The sequence below is a fragment of the Billgrantia antri genome (assembly GCF_019430905.1).
Lineage (GTDB): Bacteria > Pseudomonadota > Gammaproteobacteria > Pseudomonadales > Halomonadaceae > Halomonas > Halomonas antri.
The window spans coordinates 181,603-205,711 of sequence record NZ_JAHYCA010000006.1 but is presented as its reverse complement, the minus strand read 5'-3'; the positions used below and the strand labels follow the sequence as shown (position 1 = coordinate 205,711).

Sequence of the window (24,109 nt, the reverse complement as noted above, 5' to 3'; positions counted from 1 at the left end):
AGTGCTCATGACAGGTCTCCGTTAGTGTTTCTTGGCGGCATCGACGGGATCGAGGATGCGTACCGCCTCACCCTGGATCGCCCGCTTGCGCTCGGCCAGGCGCCGGCCTTCGGCCGACTGCAGCGCGCAGTCTTCGTCGGACTGGGCGGAGAAGCGCACTGCCTCCTCTTCCCATACCGCGTCCAGCGCCTCGGGAGTGTCGTCGCGCGTCTCGCCGACCACCGCCTCGCGCTGCGCTTCCACGTCCTCCTCGGCGCCGATCATCGCCAGCAGCGCGCGGGTCACCAGTGCCTGGTCGGCGCCGCGCTCTTCCAGGCGTGCGGTGAGCAGCGCCAGGATATGGCGGATCTCGCCCAGCCAGCGGCCGATCTCCTCCTCGCTGCGGGTGGAGAGGTACTCCAGGAACAGCGGCAGGTAGTCGGGCAGTTCGCGGGCGTCGAGCTCGAAGCCGGCGGCCTGGTATTCGTCGATCAGGTCGACCATCGCCTGGCCGCGGTCGCGGGATTCGCCGTGGACGTGCTCGAACAGCAGCAGCGAGTGGGCACGGCCCTTGTCGAACAGCGCCACGTAGTCGGACTGCAGCTCGAGCAGGTCGGCCTCGTGGATGCGCTGGCACCAGCTCATCAGGTCACCGCGCAGCGCCGCCGACAGGCGGCGCTCAACATAAAGCGCCTCGATCAGCTCATCCACCGCGCCCTGTAACGCCTCGGTGGGGTAGTCGAGCAGCCGGGCCAGCACGCGCAGGCTGCGCATGCCGACGTCGGGCTGGATCATGGCTTCCTGAGGCATCTGAAGTGCTGCATTAGCCATGGTGGGTCTCCTTGGTGCCTGTCTTCGGATCGAAGACGTCGACCGGCTTGACCAGCGCGCTGGTCTGCTTACGGCCGTTGAACAGGCTCGGCTTGCTCTCGCCGTGGCAGCCGTCGCCGAAGCTGAAGCCGCAGCCGCCGCGCTCGGGGAAGGCCTCGGTGGCCATCTCGCGGTGGCTGGTCGGCACCACGAAGCGGTCCTCGTAGTTGGCGATGGCGAGGTAGCGGTACATCTCCTCCACCTGTGCCTCGCTGAGATCGACGGCGTCGAGCACGGCGGTGTCGACCTTGCCCTCGACGTGCTTGTTGCGCATGTAGACGCGCATCGCCATCAGCCGCTTGAGCGCCAGCACCACGGGCTCCTCCTCACCGGCGGTGAGCATGTTGGCCAGGTAGCGCACCGGGATGCGCAGCGACTCGATCTTGGGCAGCACGCCGTCGTACTCGACCTTGCCCGCCTCGGCGGCGGTCTGGATCGGCGACAGCGGCGGCACGTACCAGACCATCGGCAGGGTGCGGTACTCGGGATGCAGCGGCAGCGCCAGTCCCCAGTCCATGGCCATCTTGTAGACCGGCGAGGCCTGGGCCGCGGCGATCACGTTATCGGCGATGCCGTCGCGCTTGGCCTGGGCGATCACCTCGGGATCGTGCGGGTCGAGGAAGATCTCGCACTGGCGGTGGTAGAGGTCGCGCACGTCGGGCGAGCTCGCCACCTCTTCGATGCGGTCGGCGTCGTAAAGCAGCACGCCGAGGTAGCGAATACGACCCACGCAGGTTTCCGAGCACACCGTCGGCATGCCCGCTTCGATGCGCGGGTAGCAGAAGATGCACTTCTCGGACTTGCCGGTCTTCCAGTTGTAGTAGATCTTCTTGTACGGGCAGCCGGAGATGCACATCCGCCAGCCGCGGCACTTGTCCTGGTCGATCAGGACGATGCCGTCCTCTTCGCGCTTGTAGATCGCACCGCTGGGGCACGAGGCCACGCACGCCGGGTTGAGGCAGTGCTCGCACAGGCGCGGCAGGTACATCATGAAGGTGTTTTCGAACTGGCCGTAGATGTCGGCCTGCACCTGCTCGAAGTTCTTGTCCTTGCGACGCTTGGCGAACTCGGTACCGAGGATCTCCTCCCAGTTCGGCCCCCACTCGATCTTGTTCATGCGCTGGCCGGAGACCAGCGAGCGGGGACGTGCCACCGGCTGGTGGTCGCCCTGCTTGGCGGTATGCAGGTGCTGGTAGTCGAAGTCGAACGGCTCGTAGTAGTCGTCGATCTCGGGCAGGTCGGGGTTGGCGAAGATGTTCGCCAACACCCGCCACTTGCCGCCGATGCGCGGTTCGATCTTGCCGTCGCGGCGACGCATCCAGCCGCCCTTCCACTTGTCCTGGTTCTCCCACTCCTTGGGATAGCCGATGCCCGGCTTGGTCTCGACGTTGTTGAACCAGGCGTACTCCAGACCTTCACGGCTGGTCCACACGTTCTTGCAGGTGACCGAGCAGGTGTGGCACCCGATGCACTTGTCGAGATTGAGGACCATGCCTACCTGTGAACGAATCTTCATTTCACGGTCTCCTGAACGCTGTCGTTGCCTTCGCCGTCCAGCCAGTCGACGTTCTTCATCTTGCGGATCAGGACGAATTCATCGCGGTTGGAGCCAACGGTGCCGTAGTAGTTGAAGCTGTATGAGAGCTGCGCGTAGCCGCCGATCATGTGGGTCGGCTTGGGGCACACCCGGGTCACGGAGTTGTGCATGCCGCCACGGGTCTTGGTGACCTCGGAGCCCGGCACGTTCACCTGGCGCTCCTGGGCGTGGTACATCATCACCATGCCGGCCTTGACCCGCTGGCTGACGATGGCCCGTGCGGTGATCGCGCCGTTGGCGTTGAACAGCTCGATCCAGTCGTTGTCCTCGATGCCGATCTCCTGGGCATCGGGTTCCGACATCCATACCACCGGGCCGCCGCGGTTGAGCGTCAGCATCAGCAGGTTGTCGCTGTAGGTGGAGTGAATGCCCCACTTCTGGTGCGGGGTGATCCAGTTGAGCGCCTTGGTCGGGTTGCCGTTGTCCTCGGGCATGGTGAAGCCGGTCACCGTCTTGGTGTTGATCGGCGGGCGGTAGGTCAGCAGGCTCTCGCCGAAGGCGCGCATCCAGGGGTGATCCTGGTAGAACTGCTGGCGGCCGCTGACGGTACGCCACGGGATCAGCTCGTGAACGTTGGTATAGCCGGCGTTGTAGGAAACGTGCTCGTCCTCCAGGCCGGACCAGGTCGGGCTCGAGATGATCTTGCGCGGCTGGGCCACCACGTCGCGGAAGCGGATCTTCTCCTCTTCCTTGTTGATCGCCAGGTGGGTGTGGTCGCGCCCGGTGATCTTGGACAGTGCGCCCCACGCCTTGACCGCCACGTGGCCGTTGGTCTCCGGCGCCAGGGTCAGGATCATCTCGGCGGCGTCGATGGCGCTGTCGATCTTCGGCCGGCCCTTGGCGGGGCCTTCGGTCTTGCGGTAGTTGAGCTTGCCGAGCAGCTCGACCTCGGACTCGGTGTTCCAGGCGATGCCCTTGCCGCCGTTGCCGATGGTCTCGAGCAGCGGACCCACGGAGGTGAAGCGCTCGTAGGTTTCCGGATAGTTGCGCTTGACCTCGATCAGCGCCGGCATGGTCTTGCCGGGGATCGGTTCGCACTCGCCCTTCTTCCAGTCCTTCACTTCGGGCTGGGCCAGCTCGGCGGGGGAGTCGTGCTGGTGCGGCAGGGTAACCAGGTCGGTCTCCTCGCCCAGGTGCCCCACGCAGACCTTGGAGAAGGCCTTGGCGATGCCCTTGTAGATGTCCCAGTCACTGCGTGATTCCCACGCCGGGTCGGTGGCCGCGGTCAGCGGGTGGATGAACGGGTGCATGTCCGAGGTGTTGAGGTCGTTCTTCTCGTACCAGGTCGCCGTCGGCAGCACGATGTCCGAATAGAGACAGGTGGAAGACATGCGGAAGTCCAGAGTGACCACCAGGTCGACCTTGCCCTCCGGCGCCTCGTCGTGCCACTTCACCTCTTCCGGCTTCACGCCGCCCATCTCGCCCAGGTCCTTGCCCTGGATACCGTGACGGGTCCCCAGCAGGTACTTGAGCATGTACTCGTGGCCCTTGCCCGAGCTGCCCAGCAGGTTGGAGCGCCAGATGAACATGTTACGCGGGAAGTTCTGCGGGCTGTCCGGATCCTCGGCGGCGAACGCCAGCTCGCCGCTCTTGAGCTGCTGGACAGCGTAGTCGGCGGTGGAGAGCCCGGCGGCCTTGGCCTTCTCGGCCAGGCGCAGCGGGTTGGTGCCGAGCTGCGGCGCGGAGGGCAGCCAGCCCATGCGCTCGGAACGCACGTTGAAGTCGATCAGGCTGCCGCTGTAGTCGGCCGGGTTGGCCAGCGGCGAGAGGATCTCCTTGACCTGCAGCTTCTCGTAGCGCCACTGCGAGGAGTGGTTGTAGAAGAACGAGGTACCGTTCATGTGGCGCGGCGGACGCTGCCAGTCGAGGCCAAAGGCCAGCGGGGTCCAGCCGGTTTGCGGGCGCAGCTTCTCCTGCCCCACGTAGTGGGCCCAGCCGCCACCGCTCTGGCCGATACAGCCGCACATGATCAGCATGTTGATCAGGCCGCGGTAGTTCATGTCCATGTGGTACCAGTGGTTCATCGCGGCGCCCACGATGACCATGCTGCGACCCTGGGTCTTGTCGGCGTTGTCGGCGAACTCACGGGCGATGCGGGTGACCTGCTCGGCGGGCACGCCGGTGATCTTCTCCTGCCACGCCGGGGTGTAGGGCTTGACCTCGTCCAGCGAGCGGGCGCCGTCGTCTTCACCGAAGCCGCGATCGATGCCGTAGTTGGCGCACATGAGGTCGAAAACGGTGACCGCCAGCACGTCGCTGCCATCGGCCTTCTTCAGGCGCTTGGCGGGCAGGCTGTGGAACAGCAGCTCGTTGCCGGCCACGTGGTCGAAGTGCTCGTGGGCGATGCCGCCGAAGTAGGGGAATGCCACCTTGGCCACGTCGTCGTGGTGCTCGGCCAGCGTCAGCAGCGGGTGGATCTCCTCGCCGTCGGCGTCGCGCGGCTCGAGGTTCCACTTGCCATCCTCGCCCCAGCGGAAGCCGATGGAGCCGCGCGGCACCACCAGCTGGTCGCGGGTCTCGTCCCACGCCACGGTCTTCCACTCGGGGTTGTTGTCCTGGCCCAGGTTGGCATCGAAGTCGCTGGCACGCAGCTGCTTGCCGGGCACTAAGCTGCCGTCCTCACGCGCTTCCAGCTCGACTAGGAAGGGCATGTCGGAGTACTTGCGCACGTACTCGGTGAAGTAGGCGCTGGGCTTGTCGAGGTGGAATTCCTTGAGGATGACGTGGCCCATGGCCATGGCCAGGGCGGCATCGGTACCCTGCTTGACCGACAGCCACTCGTCGGTGAGCTTGGACACCTCGGCATAGTCGGGGGTGATGGAGACGGTCTTGGTGCCCTTGTAGCGCACCTCGGTGAAGAAGTGAGCGTCCGGGGTCCGGGTCTGGGGCACGTTGGAGCCCCAGGCAATGATATAGCCGGAGTTGTACCAGTCGGCCGACTCGGGCACGTCGGTCTGCTCGCCCCAGGTCTGCGGGCTGGCCGGCGGCAGGTCGCAGTACCAGTCGTAGAACGACAGGCAGACGCCGCCGATCAGCGACAGGTAGCGGGCGCCGGAGGCGTAGCTGACCATCGACATGGCGGGGATCGGCGAGAAGCCGATGACGCGGTCGGGACCGTATTGCTTGGCGGTGTAGACGTTGGACGAGGCGATCAGCTCGTTGAGCTCGTCCCAGTCGGCGCGTACGAAGCCGCCCATGCCGCGGGCACGCTTGTACTGCTTGGCCTTGGCCGGGTCCTCGACGATGGAGGCCCAGGCGTCGACCGGGTCGCCATGCTGCTGCTTGGCCTCGCGCCACAGCTTGAGCAGCGGCTTGCGGATCAGCGGGTACTTGAGGCGGTTGGCGCTGTACATGTACCAGGAGTAGCTGGCGCCGCGCGGGCAGCCCCGTGGCTCATGGTTGGGCAGGTCCGGGCGGGTGCGCGGATAGTCGGTCTGCTGGGTCTCCCAGGTGACCAGGCCGTTCTTGACGTAGATCTTCCAGCTGCAGGAGCCGGTGCAGTTCACGCCGTGGGTGGAGCGCACGACCTTGTCGTGCTGCCAGCGCTGACGGTAGCCGTCCTCCCAGCCACGGGACTCCTCGCGGGTCTCGCCATGGCCGTTGGCGAAGGGTTCGCGCGCCTTGCGGAAGAAATTCAGCCGATCTAAGAAGTGACTCATGGTCGATCTCCAGGCTCCTTGATGTGATGCGTGGCCGCCCGGGCCACCCCGCCTGCCGGGTCGCGCGACGTGTTCGACACGACCGTCAGGCAGGTGCTTGAAGAGGATTCTGGGGGATCGAAGCGGGAATTACTGCCCGGTTACCTCCATATACACCCGCTCTACCCACAAGGTGATAGAAGGCCCCGAGAAAGGGGTTAGTCCCTTCCGTGCAGCGAGTCGGAGCGGGAGCGGTTGCCCACTTCCCAGAGCATGACCAGCATGCACACCGCGAGCGCCGCATAGAGGAACATGAAGCCGGCGGTGCGCACGCCGATCCACTCGTTGCCGAGCACGAACATCAGCGGCAGCACGGCGGCAAACAGCCCCCCCAGCGCCAGCGCAAGGCCGCCCGAGCGCACCATGTCGTCGCCGTGGTCGCGATGGATCAGGCACATCAGGCTGCCCTGACCGATGCCCATGGCCAGCCCCATCGTAGCGAGCAGCGCGGCAAAGCCGCCCAGCGGCATAGAGAAGTCCAGCGTGAGATCGCCGTGCACGCCGTGGATCTGCATGGTGAAGTCGGGATAGGAGAGCAGGAACAGACAGGCCATCACGCAGGCGCTGACCCACCAGCGCAGATCGCGAAAGTCGCGCCGGTCGGCCAAGGCCCCGCCGAGGATCTGCCCCAGCCCGCCGGGGAGGGTGAACAGCAGCGCCCACAGAGCCGCGGCCATCAGCGAGAGGCCATACTGCGCCATGAGGTAGGCGGGCAGCCACAGCGCCAGTGCCACGAAAGTGCCGTAGAAGAAGCTGTAGTAAAGCGCCAGGCGGCACGCCGCGGGGGATGGCAGCCCGCCCGGGAGCGCCGCGCCAACCCCGGCACCCAGCGCTCCCGGCTGTCGCGGCGACTCCTCGGCAAATACCCACAGCAGCAGCGCCACCAGCCCGATCGGCAGCAGGTAGAGCTTGGGCGCCATGGGCCAGCCGTAGGCCTGGCTGATCAAGGGCAGCAGGAAGTAGGTAAGCCCGGCACCGAGCATGCCGGCGCCGTAGAGCCCCAGCGCCAGGCCGGCGTGTCGCCGCGGGCACAGCGCCGCGACGTAGACCAGCCCTGCGGCCAGCGAGCCGGCGCCCACCCCCAGGCCGGCGCCGGCGAGCAGAAACTCCCAGTAATCACTGGAGTGAGCGATGGCCCACAGCAGAGGACAGATCCAAAGCAGGCAGCCGATCATCACCCGCCGGCCGCCCACCAGGCGCGCCAGCGCCGCCAGCGGCAGCGCGGAGAGCGCGCCGGTGAACATCGGCATGGCCAGCAGCACGGCGAACTGCACTTCACCGAAGCCCAGCCCCTGCTTCAGCTCGATGCCGAGCACGGCGAAAATGGTCCAGCTGGCGAACACCAGGGCGAAGGCCAGTGGCGACAGCAGCACGACCACCAGCGAGCGATAGTCAACCTGCTGGCCCACGACGGGGGCTTTTTCGGCGGACGTCATGAACGGTGGGCCTCGTGGCGTGGTCGTAGAGATTCTCGTTCGCCTACCGGACAGGGTCAAAAGGGCATGCGAGGTACCTCTTTGGTAGCAGCGTCGCACCACACCCGGTAGCATGCCGCCCCTTGGGGTATAGTGTCCCCAGGACCGACATTTGACGGAGTTCGCCCTTCTTGAAACTGCTGCAACGCTCCCTCGTGGCCCGCATCGTGGCTTCGCTGCTGGCGATCAGCGCCATGGCCCTGATCAGCATCGTGGTAACCATGGCGGTAGCCGGCGGCAGCCGCGGCGATGCCGCGGCGATCAACGTCGCCGGCTCGCTGCGCATGAATACCTACCAGATCGTCGCCGCCCTGCAGCGTTACGAGCGCCACCCCTCGATGGAGCACCAGGCGGCGGTGCACGTGCTCAAGCGCCGCTTCGAGGAGCGCCTGGAGAGCGACGAGCTGACCGGCGCCATTCCCGTATCCGAAGCCCATGACCTCAGGCGACAATACCGCCTGGTGCTGTCGCGCTGGCACAACGAGCTGGCCCCGGAGGTCAACGAGGCCGTCGACAGCCGCTCGGTGGACATCGAGTCGCTCAACCGCACCCTCGACGGCCTGGTGGGCGAGATCGACCGCATGGTCACCCAGCTCGAGCAGAACACTGAGGCCAAGATCCGCCTGCTCAGCGCCCTTCAGATCCTTTTCCTGGGGCTTACGGCGGTAGTCGTCGCCATCGCGCTGTATGACATACGCCACAACCTGGTGGCACCGCTGCGCCAGTTGATGGTGCTGGCCGGGGAGGCGGCGCGCCACAACTTCACCGTGCGTACCCGCCTCAAGGGCGCCGATGAGCTGGCACTGCTGGGCCGCACCTTCGACGGCATGGCCGAGGAGCTCGGCACCAGCTACGCCGACCTCGAGGAACGGGTCAAGCGCAAGACCCGGGAACTGGAGCGCAGCAGTCAGGTGATGCAGGTACTGCACGACGGCAGCCGCTGGCTCTACGGAGGCGGCAACGATCTGTGCGCCAGCGCCGCGCCGATGCTGCGCCAGGTCGAACAACTGCTCGAGATCGGGCCCATTCGGTTGCTGCTCAACGACCCACACGACGACCGTCCGATTCCGATCCTCGCCACACACTCAGCAAGGCGCCCCGACTACTGCCGCGATCACGATTGCCATGCCTGCCTGATCGCTCCCCGGCCCATTCGCCTCTCCGATACCGAGGAGGGCGAATGCGTGCTGCTGCCGGTGAGCGTCGGCGACGAAATGCTCGGCACCCTGGAGATCTGGTATCCCAAGGAGCAGCCGCTCTCCGACAGCGTGCGCCGCCTGCTCAATGCCCTCGCCGACCAGCTGGCCACGGCGGTCTATCTGCAGCGCCGCATCGAGGAGGAGCAGCAGGTCTCGCTGATGAACGAGCGCACCATCATCGCCCGGGAGCTGCACGACTCACTGGCGCAGTCGCTTTCCTACCTCAAGATGCAGGTGGCGCGGCTGGAACGCATGCAGGCCAAGGACGCCCCGCGCGAGGCGCAGGCGGCGGTGTTCGATGAGCTGCGCACCGGACTCAACAGCGCCTATCGCCAGCTGCGCGAGCTGCTGACCACCTTCCGCCTGAAGCTCGAGGGGCCGGGCCTGCAGACGGCGCTGCGGCAGACCACCGAAGAGTTCGCCGAGCGCATGGGCGCCCCGGTGGAAATGCACTACGACGTGCCGCCCCACCTGCTCAACCCCAACGAGGAGATCCATGTCCTGCAGATCGCCCGCGAGGCGCTGAGCAATACGCACAAGCATGCCCAGGCCCACTGGGCCGCGGTAACGGTGGATTTCCACCACGCCCGAATTACGCTGCGTATAGAGGACGACGGCATCGGCCTGGCCGATAGCGACTCGCCGCCGATGCACTACGGACTGGTGATCATGCGCGACCGTGCCCACACCCTGGGCGGCGAGCTGAAACTCTCCAATCGCACCACGGGCGGCACCTGTATCGAGGTGACCTTCACCCCGCAGACGGCGCGCCTGATCAGCCGCCAGCCCGCCGAACCATCGACCCTTCACGACCAAGGAAACTGAGACATCATGGGCCAGTCAGTCAGCGAGACCCCCGCCAGTATCCTGATCATCGACGACCACCCGCTGTTGCGCCGCGGCGTGGCCCAATTGCTCGAGCTGGAGGATGACCTCCAGCTCGTCGGCGATACCGGCGAGCCGACACAGGGCGTGCGCCTGGCCGCTGAGCTCGATCCGGACATGATCCTGCTCGACCTCAACATGCCCGGCATGGACGGTATCCAGACGCTGAAGGCGCTACGCGAGTCGGGCTACGCCGGTCGCATCGTGATGTTCACCGTCTCCGACCACGAAGAGGATCTGGTAGCCGCCCTGCGCGGCGGTGCCGACGGCTATCTGCTCAAGGACATGGAGCCCGAAGAGATGGTGCGCCAGCTGCGCCAGGCGGCGCTGGGGCGCATGGTGGTCAGCGAGAGTCTCACTGCGCTGCTCGCCGAGGCGCTGCGCAACCAGCGCGCGGCACCCGCGACGCCGGACATCCACAGCCTGACCCAGCGCGAGCGCGAGATCCTGCGCGAACTGGCCGCCGGCCTCTCCAACAAGCTGATCGCGCGCAAGCTCGACATCACCGAAGGCACGGTCAAGGTACACGTCAAGCACCTGCTGAAAAAGCTCAACCTGCGCTCGCGGGTGGAGGCGGCCGTGTGGGCCGTGCAGGAAGGCATCGATGCCCGATAGCGAGCAATGGGTAGAGAAGGTTCTGTGTGGATACCTCCAAAGACTCCTGGGCGCCGGCAAGGCGCCTTTTTCGTGTCCTTTGCTCGCACTCCGTCTTGTAAAAACAAACACTTACCTCCCTACCCCTGCTACCCCTCAAGTGGTACCTGACTGATTTTCCGGTAATTTCGAGCGGTTTCGCCCCCCTTTCGCGCGACGTATCTTTGCTGCAACCGATCCTGAATTGATCCCGATCAGGGCGGATGTCGCAAGGCGGGATCAGTCAAATCACGAAGGGGAAACGTCATGGCTAAATCGAGCGCCGATATCGGCAAGCTCGGTGCCGGCAGACCAAAGAATGCCGACATCGAGCACTGGGACGTCGAGGACGAACAGTTCTGGCAACAAACGGGCAAGCGCATCGCTTCACGCAATCTGTGGATCTCAATCCCCAGCCTGCTGATGGGCTTTGCGGTGTGGCTGATGTGGGGCATGATCACCACGCAGATGCAGAACCTGGGCTTCCCGTTCACGGTCAGCCAGCTCTTCACACTGACCGCCATCGCCGGCCTCTCCGGCGCCACCCTGCGCATTCCCGCCTCGTTCATGATCCGCATCGCCGGCGGGCGCAATACCATCTTCCTGACCACCGCGCTGCTGATGCTGCCGGCCGCAGGCACCGGCGTGGCGCTGATGAACCCGGAAACCCCCTTCTGGGTCTTCCAGGCGCTGGCGCTGCTCTCGGGCATCGGTGGCGGTAACTTTGCCTGCTCGATGAGCAATATTTCCACCTTCTATCCGAAGAAGCAGCAGGGCTACGCTCTGGGCATGAATGCCGGCCTGGGCAACTTCGGCGTCACCACCATGCAGATCCTGATTCCGCTGGTGATGACCATAGGCATCTTCGGCGCCATTGCTGGGAGCCCCATGGAGCTGCAGAGCTCCAGCGGCACCCTGATCGGCCGTATCGAGGCAGGCACCGACACCTGGATCCAGAACGCCGGCTTCATCTGGCTGGTATTCCTGGTGCCGCTGGCCTTCCTGGGCTGGTTCGGCATGAACAACATTCGCGACATCACCCCGAACCCCGGCAATCCGGTCGCCGCCTTCGGCAAGATCCTCGGCCTCTACGGCGTGGGCATTCTCACCTCGATCATCGGCGTGGTCGCCCTCGGCTGGCTCAACATGTGGCTCGCCCTGCCGCTGACCATCGGCCTGACCCTGGCCCTGCTGCGCATGATGCCCGGCCAGATCCGCACCAACATCCAGAAGCAGTTCGCGATCTTCTCCAACAAGCACACCTGGTCGATGACGGTGCTCTACATCGCCACCTTCGGCTCGTTCATCGGCTTCTCTGCCGCCCTGCCGCTTTCCATCTCGGTCATCTTCGGCAACATGATGGAAGTCGCCGCCGACGGTAGCATCACTCGCGTGGCCAACCCGGACGGCCCCAGCGCTTTGACCTGGGCCTGGATGGGACCGTTCGTCGGCGCCTTGATCCGCCCGCTCGGCGGCTGGATCTCCGACAAGCTCGGCGGCTCCATCGTCACCCAGGCCATCTCGGTAATCATGGTCATCGCCTCGGCCGCCGTGGGCTACGTGATGATGCTGGCCTACAACTCCACCGACCCCAACCAGTACTTCTGGATGTTCCTGCTGCTGTTCATCGTGCTGTTCGCCGCCAGCGGCATCGGCAACGGTTCCACCTTCCGCACCATCGGCGTGATCTTCGACCAGCAGCAGAAGGGCCCGGTGCTGGGCTGGACCTCCGCCGTGGCCGCCTACGGCGCCTTCATCGCCCCGCGGGTGATGGGCGAGCAGATCAAGATGGGTACCCCCGAGCTCGCCATGTACGGCTTCGCGATCTTCTATGCGGTGTGTCTGGTGGTGAACTGGTGGTTCTACCTGCGCCCCGGCGCCGAGATCAAGAACCCCTGATGCGGTCATCGGTGCACCGGAGCACGCTCCGGTGCACGCCCCCTACCTTGCCTTCTTCGGAGGGATGCCATGAAAGTCATGATCGCCTATGACGGCTCGCGCAACGCCAAACTGGCCCTTGCCCAGACCGTCAGCCTGTTTCGCTGCAATGCCCCCACGCTGATCCTGGTCGGCGTGGCGGAGAATCCCGGTGACGCCACCGACGCCAACGAGACGCTGTTCCAACAGGAATACGAAGAGATGAAGACGGCCCTCAAGGAGGGCGCCGACTTCGCTCACCAGGAGGGCTTCGAGGTCGACTGGGTGCTGGCCGAGGGCGACGCCCGCAAGATGCTGCTGCAGGCCACCCAGAAGCACGCCCCGGACGTGCTGGTCATCGCCCGTCACAGCAGCAAGCCCGACGGCGGCATCATCGCCCAGTCGCTGAGCTACTTCGTCGACGAGCTCGACTACATGACCTTCGGCAAGGTCAGCTCCTTCCTCGCCCGACGCGTCGAATGTCCGCTGCTGATTCTGCCCAGCCCGTGAGCGGCGATCCCGTCACGCGTGGCTAACCGAGCTCTCACTTCAGGATGATACGACCATGAAAGTCGCCGACCTATTCAAGTTTCGCACCCCCGAGATCCGGGCGCTGCACCTGACCTGGATCGCATTCTTCATCACCTTCTATGTTTGGTTCAACATGGCGCCGCTCGCCTCGAGCATGCTCAAGAGCGTCGACTGGCTGACACCGGAAGACATCAAGCTGTTCGCCATCTGCAACGTGGCGCTGACCATACCCGCGCGCATCATCGTCGGCATGGCACTCGACCGCTTCGGCCCGCGCCGGGTGTTCTCGGTGCTGATGGTGCTCATGTCGATCCCCGCCCTGGTGTTCGCCTTCGGCGACTCCATGACCCAGCTGCTGGTGGCCCGCCTGGTGCTCAGCTCCGTGGGCGCCAGCTTCGTGGTGGGTATCCACATGACCGCGCTGTGGTTCAAGCCCAAGCACATCGGCTTCGCCGAGGGCTTCTACGCCGGCTGGGGCAACTTCGGTTCCGCCGCCGCCGCCATGACCCTGCCGACCATCGCCCTCACCTGGTACGGCGGTGCCGACGGCTGGCGCTGGGCCATCGCCCAGAGCGCCATCGTCATGGCCGCCTACGGCGTGTACTACTGGTTCGCCATCACCGACGGTCCCGACGCCAAGGCGCACCGCAAGGCGCGCAAGGCGATGGCCATGGAGGTCAGCAGCTGGGCCGACATGATCAAGCTTATCCTGTGGACCATTCCGCTGGTCGGCGTGCTGGGCATCCTGGTGTGGCGCATCCAGAACCTGGGCTACCTCTCCACCACCGGTGCCGCCATCGCCTACCTGGTCATCGCTGCCGTAGTGCTCTATCAGATCGTGCAGATCCTGCGCGTCAACGTGCCGATCCTGAAGAAGGGCGTGCCGGAGGACGACAAGTACTCCTTCAACAGCGTCGCTGCGCTCAACAGCACCTACTTCGCCAACTTCGGCGCCGAGCTGGCCGTGGTCTCGATGCTGCCAATGTTCTTCGAGCAGACCTGGGGGCTTACCGCCGCCGCCGCCGGCCTGATCGCCTCCTCGTTCGCCTTCGTCAACCTGGTGGCGCGCCCCATGGGCGGCCTGGTCTCCGACCGTTTGGGCAACCGCCGCTTCGTGATGCTCAGCTACATGTTCGGCATCGGCATCGGCTTCGTGCTGATGGGCCTGCTCAACGCCAAGTGGCCGCTGATCATCGCCATCGCCATTACCATCTTCACCTCTTTCTTCGTGCAAGGGGCGGAGGGCGCCACCTTCGGTATCATTCCCTCGATCAAGCGCCGCATCACCGGCCAGATCTCGGGCATGGCCGGCGCCTACGGCAACGTGGGGGCAGTGGTCTACCTGACCATCTTCACCTTCGTCACCCCGACCCAGTTCTTCTTCATCATCGCCACCGGCGCCTTCCTCAGCTGGCTGATCTGCCTGGTGTGGCTGAAGGAACCGGAAGGGGCGTTCGACGAGGAGTACTATGTCTCCTCCGTCGACCGCATGATCGAAGAGCAGGAACTGGCCGCGGCCCAGGCCAAGCCGCAGCAAGGCTGAGCCCAAGCCTTCGGGCATCAAACAGAGCGGCGACTTCGGTCGCCGCTTTTTTTGTCGGTGGTGTGTTGTCAGGGCTAGGCTTTATTGGGCGTGACGCTCAAGTTCATGCAGTGCAGCCCGAGCCAGAAAACCGGAACGGCTCTTATAATCGCCGTGCTTCGCCACGGTGCTGTCGATACGCTTGATCAGCAGATCGGGCAGGGTGACGTTGATCTTGTGACTCTTGCCCAGGTAGGGAGTCATGTCGATCTCGACCGCGGCCCAGATCCACCCGGCGAAGTCGGGATTCTCCAGATGCTGCTGGATGGCGGTAGCGGTGGGAATGGGGTCGCCGTGCTCCGACAGGCTTTCGAGATGCCCTTCTATGGCCTCCCGGGCATTGGCGATTGCCTCGTCGAAGGTGTCGCCAGCAGAGAAGCAGCCCGGCAAATCGGGCACGACCACGCCATAAGCGTGCTGCTCGTCGCCAACCTCGATCGCAATGGGGTAGTGCATGGTGTCGCTCCTGTGTGGTGCCAGGTGCTACCGGACTCACTTGAGGCCGGCTTGTTTCCTGATTCCCTGTATCAGACCCCTTTTCAGGTCCTTCTTCGGGTGAGGCACGGTGATGGTGCCGGGCTTGTATGGATGACGAAAGTGATGATGGCTTCCCTTGACCCGGTCCAACGTCCAACCATCCGCTTCCAGCTCCTTGATCAAGTCTGCGCTTTTCACACCCGGCTCCTTGCCGTGCCCTTTGGGGTTATAGTAACCCCGCTCAAGCAGTTGCGCAAGAATTCATAACCCTGATAACTCCACAGGAGTGCTCTGAGTCTCGTAATGCGTAGGAAAGCTCGGGGGCGAGCTCTGCCAGGCCCAACCAAGGCGGCGACTTCGGTAGCCGGTTTTTTAGGGGCAGGAAAGGATAGGAACACTTGGACTACGAGATGCCCTACCCACTAGCGGAGCTGTCTTCCAGGCGGCTTGGCAAGGCGATGAACGCCATGATCAACGACGAGATGGCGCCCAGGATGAAGGCCCCCGGAAATTCAAACAGCCCAGCCTCGGAACCGGCGACAGGAAGCAGGGCCCATGCTTGAGCGCCACCACCACCGGCGAAGAAAGTGAGCAGATAAGCCCACAAGGACTTCCGCAGCTTTATCCAAACGTATATTAGAGATAGTAAAAAAGCCGGCACACCAAAGAGATAGAGTGCCGTCAATGCGGCAATGGAAGCGATCGCGAAGAACCCGCCAAACACCTCCCAGCCATCACTAAACGCCTGCCCGGTGAAAAGGGAGAACAAGAACATGGTGCTCACGATCAATAACGCCACCGCCGCTGGACAGAGCGTGAAGCCAATGATCACTCGCCAGTAAGGGTAGTTTGCCTTCTCAGTCACAACGATTCACTTCCTTGTTCTAGGCTCTCAGCGAAGGCACCACGGCTTGACCGAGCCGGGCTCCCCCGGACTCAACCAAAGCAACGCCTTGGGTCGCCGCTTATTCTGCCACCGAAACGGTAGCCGACGTATAGCATCGGCTACCGGAACAGGTCAGGCTTCGCTCAACATTTGCTGATTTCGTGGGAATATCTTGTTCTCGAATTCTCGCAGGCAAGAATCCGCAGCCGCGCCGCCTGGTAGGTCTGGTCGAGCCCGCTGGCGACGAGCAGGTCGCCGCCAGTGGTCACTTCGCTGCCGATGGCACGGGTCCGGCTCACCTCGTCGCGCTGGGTGCGACTGCCGAACATGCTACGGCGGCGCCTGCAGTGGTGGTGATCAGCACGGCAAGGTCTCTGCCATTATTCAGAACACCATTGAAAAACATTCGGCGCCCTCCAAGGGCCAAAACATCAAATATCCGAAGGAGAAGAGTCAGCGGAGTGAAACCCCACCACCGGGCCGTAGTCTTGATCCGTTGTTGATACATAGATATTAAAACGACGGCCAGGGAAACTGACACGAAGTGCCAAACCTAGGGTCTGAGCCATCAAATTCGCGACGTTATCAAACGAAGCTTCAGCTATCTCATCATCAGTAGAAAACAAGTCATAAATATGTTGATGATTGATCATTTTTTCTACTGCCGGAATCTCCCCAAGCTCCGATTTCCAACTCTCATACCCTGAAAGAGTAAATCGATTTTGGAGAAACACCCCTCCCTCGTGCTCTACAAAGGCCGGCACCAGTAAACGCCCCACCACGGAGACTACATCTGGGTGAACATAATAATTTACGTAATCAAGCCACGCGTCTTGAGGCGGGGGTGAAACCGCTTCCCCCCACAACGTAATCGCTTCAGGCTGTGACCAATTTGACAACGGATCTCTGATCTTCATGGAACCTCATCCGGGGTTACAGGTCTTGGGTTCGTTCTTGGGCTTTGAACGCGGACACTCCCATCAGGAAGCGTATTTCGCCCATATTCCAGAACATGCGGGGTCTGAATCCCATTATGGGCCGCGCCGGTAACGTCGACACGCTTCAAAATCTGCCCGTTAGCGTCGTATGTCGCGTAGCTCGTAATGTTCCCCTGATTGTCAGCCCTGAAAACCGTACCATTAGGAGGACCACTTTCAAGTTTGAAGCGACCACTCACCTGCGTCGCATTTTCCAACGGGCCGCCCTGTAGGTTTCCAACGCGCCTAGGTGATGGAACCGCTTCCACACTTGGGACAGTCGCCCCCGCCATGCCTGACCGGCTGGTGACAACATTCCTGGCCAGCCTCGGCAGGCTTGCCACCAGCCCACCTGCGCCCATCAGCATCGACTGATTTTCTAGCGCAACCCGCATTCTCAGTCTGTCGGCTTCGTCCTGCTGCCCTGCCAGCTCCAGCGCATCGGCTTGGGCCAGCTGTTCGCGGTTACTCTCGGTAATGTAGTTCAGCGGATTGTCAGCAAAGGCCTGTATCTCTTGGCCCATCTCTCGCAGTAGCGCTTGAGATTCTGCATCACCCAGCAGCGCTTGCCCAACGAGCTGCCCCATTATGATGGGCGCGTTGACAGAGTCCACCACCATTTCTGAGAGGGCTTCGGCACCAATGCGCTCCATGCGCTGTTGCTGGTGTTGACCGTACTGTCTCGCTGTATGGAGATACTCGGCAAAGACCGTGTCTCGGTCCTCTCGCCCCATCGTCACGTCTTGCCAGCTACTCATGGCAACCCGCAGTAATGAGCGCTCGTAGCTGCAGGCTTGTGCCGAGCCGCCTTGGCCACAAGCCTCCTCTAGCGCAAGATCACGAGACTGGCTGAGTGTTTGAATCGCTAGGCGCTCGTCCTCCAGCGCTTGGCGCTGTGCCGCTGTAAGGTTTTCGTCTTCCAGCAGGCGATTCAGTTCTTGTAGCCGCTTGGCTTCCGGGTGCGCCAGGTAGTTGTACCGTGTCGCCTGCGCGGCAATCTCAGCACCCTGGTACACGTCGCCGTTGACCAGCTCGGCGGCGACGATGCCCACCAGTTGCGAGGCTGTGGTCAGGAGGTGGGTTCGCGTCTCGGGATCGCTGCCCAGCCTGCTATCCAGATACTCCATCAGCGCTTCATTGGCGCCGGCCGCCATGGCGCCGGTACGGAAGTCGCCGCCCATGGCCTCGGCAGACAGGCCACCGGCCAGGGCGTGCAGGGCGATCTTCTCGGGACTGCCGTTAGCGAAGCGGTTATGGCTGAAGTCGCCCACAGCGTTGAACAGTACGCCGCTGACGACGTGGTGAACCGCGCCTTGCAGCGCGGCGTCGAGGTTGCGCTCGAAGCTGCCGCCGTTGATGGCGGTTTGCAGGCCGGCGTTGGCTAGCCCTTGGGTGGCGCGGTTGCCGGCGAAGCGGGCAATGTCGCCGAGGCTGCCCAGGTCCAATCCAGAGGTAGCGTTGGTCGTGGTGTTGGTAAACCCACCCCAGACGCTGTCAATGCCTTCGGTGACACCGGCCGTCAAGGCGGCGGTGGCGGCATTTCGCAGACTGTCCGAGGAGAAGGTGTCGCTGAGGGCGGCACCGAGGTCGCCGCGATTATTGACCAGACTGATCGCACCGGTACCGGCCAGTGAGCCGGCGGCCACGCCGCCGGCGGAGCCCAGCAGCGGGCCAATGTAATGCTGGCCCATGGCCGAGGCAACGATGGTGATCGCCAGCGCCACGCCCGACCCGAGGCCGGACTGCTCGTAGTCCCAGCTGTCGTGGATGGCCTTGACCCGGCGCCAGTCGACATCACCGCGCTGCTCCATCTCCTGCAGCCAGGCGAGGTCGGGGTTGGCGGCGACCATGGCGTCGATGGTGCGGCTGACGCTGCGGCGGTCGATCTGCTCCACGTCGATCTGGAGGCCTTCGGCGGCCTGGATGATGAGCTCGCCCTGGGCCACGAGTTCGCTCTGGCGCAGCGTTTCGCGGGTTAAGCCTTCGCCGGAGGACGATTGCCAGGCGAAGCTGCTGCTGCTGCGCTCGTGGGATTCGGTGTGCACGTCGCTGGCGGTTTCGAAGCGGATGGCGCCGCCGCTGCGCAGCTCGATGTCGCCGCCGGATTCCAGCCGCGCCGCCTGGTAGGTATGGTCTTGCCCGCTGGCAACGAGCAGGTCCCCGCCAGTGGTGACTTCGCTGCCGATGGAGCGGGTCTTGCTGACTTCGTCGCGCCGGGTGCGGCTGCTGCCGAACAGGCCGCCGCTGCTCTTCTCCTTGTAGAGCGAGTAGTCCTGCTCCTGAGCGGTGAGCAGCTCGACATCGCGACCGGCCAGCAGCGAGGCTTCGTCTCCGGCCTGCAGACGGCTGGCGGTCAGGCGCAGGTCATTGCCCGCCGAGAGGGCCAGGTTATCGCCCGCCGAGAACTCGCTACCCTGCACGCGGCTCTGGCTGTCGATGGTGTGCTTGCGGTAGTTGCGCCTTTCCTCATGACGGCTGGACTGCCCCGCTTCGATCTCGATGTCGCGCCCGGCGATAACGCCCAGGTCGCTTGCGGCGCTGACATCGGCGGCGCGGGCGTAGAGGTCCTGGCCCGCCAGCAGGGTGAGGTCGTTGCCGAACGCGAGGTTGGTGCTGACCTCCTGCTGGCGACTGTATTGGAATCTCCGGTTCCCGCTGAGGACGTTGCCCGTGGTCAGGGTTTCCAGGCTCAGGTCGCGACCGGCCGTGATCAGCCCATCGCCGCCGGCGCTGACGTCGACAGCGGTGAGGCCGAGGTCGCGCCCGGCATTGAGGGTCAGGTCCTGCCCGGCGGTCAGCGTGGCCTGGCGGTCGAGGTCTGCCCGGCTGAGCGTCGCCCTGCCGTAGCCGGTGGACTGGGTGTCGAGGGTGCTGGCGATGTCCAGATCGCGGCCGGCGGTCAGTTGCAGGCTGCCGGCCGAGTCGACGGCCGCCCCACGTATCGTCAGGTCGCGCCCGGCGCCGGCCAGTAGCTGGCCATCGGCATCGGTGACGTAAAGCCCGGCCAGACGCTCCGCGGTGCTGGCCAGGTTCAGGTCGCGCCCCGCCTGCAGGCTCAGCGATTCGCTCGCGGTGATGTCGCCGCCGAGGTTGGTGAGGTCGCGCCGGGTCTCGAGGTCGACCCGGTTGCCGCGGATTCGGCCCTCCAGATTGGTAAGATTGTCGGCGCTTATTTCCACCAGCTCGCGCCCGGCCAGGGTGCCCGAATTAAACAAATCCCCGGCAACGTCCAACTGCAGCGAGTCGCCAGCGATCAGGGTGCCATCGCCTTTGAGGTCGCCCTCGCGCAGGCGGGTATAGACCTGGGGCACCAGCACCTTGGCCGTGCTGCCGTCCTCGAGCGTCACCTTTTGCTCGACCAGCCAGACGATATCACTGGTCAACTGGGCCATCTGTTCGGCGCTGAGGGCCACGCCGGGGCGCAAGCCGTGCTCCTGAGCGAAGGTCACGGCGTTGTTCATAAGCGCGGCGTACTGCGCCTGGTCGTCGGCGTAACCTTCGAGGAAACGCTGCCCAGTCAGCTCGGTGACCTGCTCGCGGATCAGGCGCTGCTCGTAGAAGCCGTCGCCCAGGCGCTTGTGGGTCGCGGCGGGGTCGGGCGAGAGGTGGTCGAGGAGATAGTCCGAGCTCATCCACTGGCGCCGGTCGGTGAAGCGCGGATCGGTCTCGACCAGGTAGGTGGCGGTAGGGTTGGGGCGCACGCGGAACAGGCTGTTACTCGGCAGCCTGACGTTGGGCATCAGGGTGCGGATGACCTCGCCGGGCTGCGCGCCGCCCGAGTCGATGCCGGGAATTTCGACAATGCCTCTGCCGGTTTCGAGATCACCGGCACCGGAGGCGGAGCCAGAAACAGTCGTTGACTGCAAAGCGCCGATTTGCGTGCCGCTGCTTGAGACGTTTCGGTTGCCGCCGAATTCGCCCACTTTCAGGTCTGTTGTGGTTGTGCTTAAGCTATTATTATAATCTTCCCAGTCGCTCCATAACCGAGTGGTTCCAGGATTGCCATCGTGACCTTCGTAATTGGTCTTAGTCCAACTATTCCTTACCCGCCCAACCTCATAGATTATTCGTTTACCTTCTGCTTCTATATTTTCTACAGTATCTAAATTTGCAAGAACTCTGCCACCTGCTACAATCTGACTTTTATCATTATTCAGCACACCTCCATTGATATCCAGGCCCCTACCTGCCATTATCACCGCCGGCAAAGAATTAGTTACTACGCTATTATATTCAGTGATCTCTAAATCATACTCATACCAAGACCAAATCTCTTGCTCGGTAAAGTCATGTGTATATACAGGAAAGTAGGAGTTTGTCTGCTGACTCCAAAATCTACCTTCAGTAAATTCAATTAAAGGTGCCTTGTCTGTCCATCCGGATGGCTGAAGATAAGTCACCTGTTTCGGCCCGCCCCCCGACAGCTCAAGCCTAGTCTCAAAGTGCTCATTGGTATTGCGCAAACTCGCCGCGGAAATCGACAAGTCACCCAACGCCTCGATGGTGGCGCTGTTGTTGTCGACTCGCGTCGCCTGGCCGGTGGCCCGGTCGTTCGCATCGAGGCTACCGCCGATGGCCATGTCGCCGGCGCTGAATAGCAGTGCCTGCTCGCGGTTGGTCAGGCGGCGGGCGCCGATATCGAGCCGTTCGCGGGCGGCGATTACCGCCGCCCGGCCGTTCTCGACGTCGTTGGTCAGGGTAGTGGCCTGGATGCCGAGTAGGTCGCCGTAGATGCGGCCGGTGCCGAGGTTGTTCTGGGTGGTGGCGTCGATGCGCGTGGTCACGCCGTCGATCAGGCCGCGGTTGGTGAGCTGGCCGGCGCTGAGCCGGGTGGTGGTGGCAGAGAGTTCGCCGCCGGCGGTGTTGTCGATCGCGCCGGCGTCGAGGTCGAGGGTGTCGCCGGCCTGGAGTTTGCCGCGATTGGTCAGGGTGCCGGTGGTCGTGAACTGCAGGTCGCCCGCCGCCTTGAGTTCGGCGCTCTGGTTCAGGGTGAAGTCGCTGGCCAGCTGCAGCGCCAGATCGCCCAGCGACAGCACCCGGCCGTCGCCGATCAGGCGTGCCGCGGTGAGGTCGAGCTGCTGGTTGGCGATCAGCGTGCCGCCCTGGTTGTCGAGTTCATCGGTTTCCAAAGCCAGGGTGTCGAGCGACGAGAGCAGGCCGTTGCGGTTGTCCACGCGGCTGGCCGCGTCGAGTTCGAGCCGCTGGTTGGCCCGCATCGCGCCCTGGTGGTTGATGACATCATTGGCAGTGATGTCGACACTCTGGCCTTCCACGCCCTGGTCGGCACCCTGGGTGGCGCTGTTGACGACGCGGTTGGCATTGACCGTGAGCGCAGCGCCGGAGCGCACCAGGCCGCCCTGGTTGTGCAGCGCCTGGTTCAGGTCGAGGGTCATGTCGCCGAGCGACTGGAGCTGGCCGCCGGTGTTGTCCAGGCCCTGGCCGTTCAGCGTGAGTCGGTCGCCGGCCTCGAGGCTGCCGTCGCGGTTGTCGATGACGCCGGTGGTGGCGACGGTCAGGTCCTCTTCCACCGCGCCCAAGGTGCCGTCGGCATTGTTCAGCGAGGCGGCCTGCAGATCGAGGGAGCGCTGAGCCAGCAACTGGCCCTGGGCGTTGTCGAGCTCGCCGGCATCGACGCTGAGGATACCGCCGCTCAGGATCTCGCCGTTGGCGTTGTCCAGCGTGTCGGCATGCAGTGCCATGTCGCCGCTGCTGGCCAAGCGGCCGTCGCGGTTGTCGAGGGTCTCCAGCTCGAGAAGTAGCGCAGTGTCCCCGCTTTGGGAGAGCTCGCCGCCGCGATTGGAGAGATCGCGGGCGGCGATGTCGAGTTGCCCGGCCTGTACGGTGGCCGCGTCAGTGCGCAGCGTGGCGGCGGTATTGGCCGCCAGGCGTTGCTCGGCCATCACCTCGGCGGCGCTGACGTCGATATCGCCGTTGCGGGCGGTGAGTGCGATCTCCCGGGCCTGGGTGCGGCTGGCCTCGAGCGAGACGGTATCGGCCTCGGCATAGAAGCCGCCGGCGGCGAGGTTGAGACCGTTGGCCTCGATGCCTTGGGTGGCCGTGAGTTGGAGATCGCCCTGGGCGGTCGGGTCGCCGTCGCGGATACCGGCGGCCAGGGTGGCGTCCTGCTCGCTGAGAATCGTGCCGACGCTCCCCGTGGCCGTCAGGCGGGCGTCGCCGCCGGCGATGAGGGTGGCGCCGGTGCGGTTGGTGAGCGCGTCTCGCCCGGTCACGTCGAGGTCGGCGCCGGCCCGGATGGCGCCTTGGTTGTCCACGACCTGGCCGGAGATGGCGGCGTTGCCGCCGGCCTGGATCTCGCCCTGGTTGTCGATCCCACTGCGCCCGGCCAGACGAAGTTCGCCTCCACTCGACAGTTCGCCGCGATTCTCCAGGCGACCGTCGGCGGTAACGGTCAGCTGCTGCGAGGCGACCACCCGCCCGGCGTTGTTGACGCCGACGCCACGCTCGTTCGCCACCAGCCGGATCTTGCCGGCATACATGCCGCCCAGGTGAGCGACGTCGATGGCCACGCCGGGGGTGTCTCCGTCTCCCTCAATGGCTTCGATCGTCCGGAGATCGGCGCTGATGCGGTTGGCCCCGGCGACGACCTCCAGCTCCTCGGCCCACACGCCCGCCTGGATCTCGGCGGCGCGGGCGAGGATGGCGGCGTAGTCGGCGTCACCGGTATTCAGGCCGTCGCCGTGGATGCGCACCGTGCCGCCCTCGACGCGGTAGCCGTCCAGCGCGCCGTTGCGGAACTGCGGCTGACCCGTGGTCAGCGTGACACCCTGGGCGTTGATGAAGCCCGCCCCGTCGACGTCGATGCCGGCCGGGTTGGCGATCACCACCTCGGCACGCCGGCCGGCGATCTCCACCGCGCCGTGCAGCCGACTGGGGTTCGAGGAGTTGACCTCGTTGACGATGACGCGCGCTTCGCCGGCTGACAGGTTGGGGTTGCCCTGCACCCAGCCGCCGATCTGGGTTTGCGTCGCGCTGCGTGCGTTGTTGAGGATGGCGCCCCTGCCATCTACGTCGAACTGGCGATAGGCGTTGCGCGAGACGCCCTTGGAATTCGGCGTGGTGATATTGACCTGCGGCGTGCCGTTGGCGCTCTCCAGCACATGCGGGCGCTGGCTGCTCGGCGCGCTGCGATCGGGGGCGATCTGGGCCTGTGACGGCAGCGCGACCAGGCCCAGGGCCAGCAGGGTGCTCCAGGTCAGCGGCTTGAGGTTGCCCAGTTCGAAGCGGCGTGGGGAGGCTGGAGCGCCCGCTCGGCGACGGGGTGTGGTGCTGCCGTCGTGGCGATCCGTGGCAGCGGCTTCCGAGGCGACGACCAGGCGGCCCTTGGCCTTGTTGAAGACAAGGCGATAACAGTGCTTGTTCATGGCGGCAATTCCCTGCGTACG

General features: G+C 64.4%; 15 protein-coding genes. 5 read left to right on the top strand and 10 right to left on the bottom strand.

Translation table 11 applies throughout. From position 1 onward, the window contains the following. Positions 1 to 21 precede the first annotated feature (21 nt). The 4 genes from narJ to KPL81_RS16275 all read right to left on the bottom strand — a co-directional run bounded on the left by narJ (position 22) and on the right by KPL81_RS16275 (position 7,580). Positions 22 to 810 (bottom strand): nitrate reductase molybdenum cofactor assembly chaperone, encoded by a 789-nt coding sequence (narJ, locus tag KPL81_RS16290; RefSeq protein ID WP_219793076.1) that lies wholly within the window; start codon positions 808 to 810, stop codon positions 22 to 24. After that, entirely contained in the window at positions 803 to 2,365 is a 1,563-nt protein-coding gene (narH, locus tag KPL81_RS16285) for a nitrate reductase subunit beta (RefSeq protein WP_209475512.1), read from the bottom strand. The genes narJ and narH overlap by 8 nt, the downstream gene beginning before the upstream one ends. Beyond that, the gene (locus tag KPL81_RS16280) at positions 2,362 to 6,105 is read right to left on the bottom strand and encodes a nitrate reductase subunit alpha (protein ID WP_219793075.1); all 3,744 of its coding nucleotides are present in this window, start codon (positions 6,103 to 6,105) and stop codon (positions 2,362 to 2,364) included. The genes narH and KPL81_RS16280 overlap by 4 nt, the downstream gene beginning before the upstream one ends. Before the next feature lie 197 nt (positions 6,106 to 6,302). After that, on the bottom strand, positions 6,303 to 7,580 hold the full coding sequence (locus tag KPL81_RS16275; protein ID WP_219793074.1) for an MFS transporter: 1,278 nt from the start codon (positions 7,578 to 7,580) through the stop codon (positions 6,303 to 6,305). 170 nt (positions 7,581 to 7,750) lie between these two features. Between KPL81_RS16275 and KPL81_RS16270 the strand changes: the two genes are divergently transcribed. From KPL81_RS16270 to KPL81_RS16250, 5 genes are all read left to right on the top strand, one after another. Beyond that, positions 7,751 to 9,643: a histidine kinase gene (locus tag KPL81_RS16270; protein WP_209475505.1), complete on the top strand. Its 1,893-nt coding sequence runs from the start codon at positions 7,751 to 7,753 to the stop codon at positions 9,641 to 9,643. A 6-nt stretch (positions 9,644 to 9,649) separates the two neighbouring features. Next, the gene (gene narL, locus KPL81_RS16265; RefSeq protein ID WP_209475503.1) at positions 9,650 to 10,318 is read left to right on the top strand and encodes a two-component system response regulator NarL; all 669 of its coding nucleotides are present in this window, start codon (positions 9,650 to 9,652) and stop codon (positions 10,316 to 10,318) included. Between the two features lie 285 nt (positions 10,319 to 10,603). Next, positions 10,604 to 12,235, top strand: a complete 1,632-nt coding sequence (locus KPL81_RS16260; RefSeq protein WP_219793073.1) for an MFS transporter — start codon at positions 10,604 to 10,606, stop codon at positions 12,233 to 12,235. A 69-nt stretch (positions 12,236 to 12,304) separates the two neighbouring features. After that, entirely contained in the window at positions 12,305 to 12,763 is a 459-nt protein-coding gene (locus KPL81_RS16255) for a universal stress protein (protein ID WP_167115854.1), read from the top strand. A 55-nt stretch (positions 12,764 to 12,818) separates the two neighbouring features. Next, the gene (locus tag KPL81_RS16250) at positions 12,819 to 14,327 is read left to right on the top strand and encodes an MFS transporter (protein WP_209475500.1); all 1,509 of its coding nucleotides are present in this window, start codon (positions 12,819 to 12,821) and stop codon (positions 14,325 to 14,327) included. Positions 14,328 to 14,408: 81 nt separating this feature from the next. Here the strand turns inward: KPL81_RS16250 and KPL81_RS16245 are convergent, their stop codons facing one another. From KPL81_RS16245 to KPL81_RS16220, 6 genes are all read right to left on the bottom strand, one after another. Next, positions 14,409 to 14,822, bottom strand: a complete 414-nt coding sequence (locus KPL81_RS16245; protein ID WP_086510540.1) for a type II toxin-antitoxin system HicB family antitoxin — start codon at positions 14,820 to 14,822, stop codon at positions 14,409 to 14,411. Between the two features lie 36 nt (positions 14,823 to 14,858). Further along, a complete protein-coding gene (locus KPL81_RS16240) occupies positions 14,859 to 15,041 on the bottom strand; it encodes a type II toxin-antitoxin system HicA family toxin (RefSeq protein WP_209475496.1) in 183 nt (60 codons plus the stop codon). Between the two features lie 217 nt (positions 15,042 to 15,258). After that, entirely contained in the window at positions 15,259 to 15,708 is a 450-nt protein-coding gene (locus KPL81_RS16235) for a hypothetical protein (protein ID WP_219793072.1), read from the bottom strand. Between the two features lie 164 nt (positions 15,709 to 15,872). After that, positions 15,873 to 16,058, bottom strand: coding sequence for a hypothetical protein (locus tag KPL81_RS16230; RefSeq protein ID WP_219793071.1), 186 nt, complete (start codon positions 16,056 to 16,058; stop codon positions 15,873 to 15,875). Positions 16,059 to 16,160: 102 nt separating this feature from the next. After that, positions 16,161 to 16,646: a hypothetical protein gene (locus KPL81_RS16225; protein WP_219793070.1), complete on the bottom strand. Its 486-nt coding sequence runs from the start codon at positions 16,644 to 16,646 to the stop codon at positions 16,161 to 16,163. Continuing rightward, positions 16,643 to 24,088, bottom strand: a complete 7,446-nt coding sequence (locus KPL81_RS16220; RefSeq protein ID WP_219793069.1) for a two-partner secretion domain-containing protein — start codon at positions 24,086 to 24,088, stop codon at positions 16,643 to 16,645. Before KPL81_RS16220 ends, KPL81_RS16225 begins: the two co-directional genes overlap by 4 nt. Positions 24,089 to 24,109: the final 21 nt, after the last annotated feature.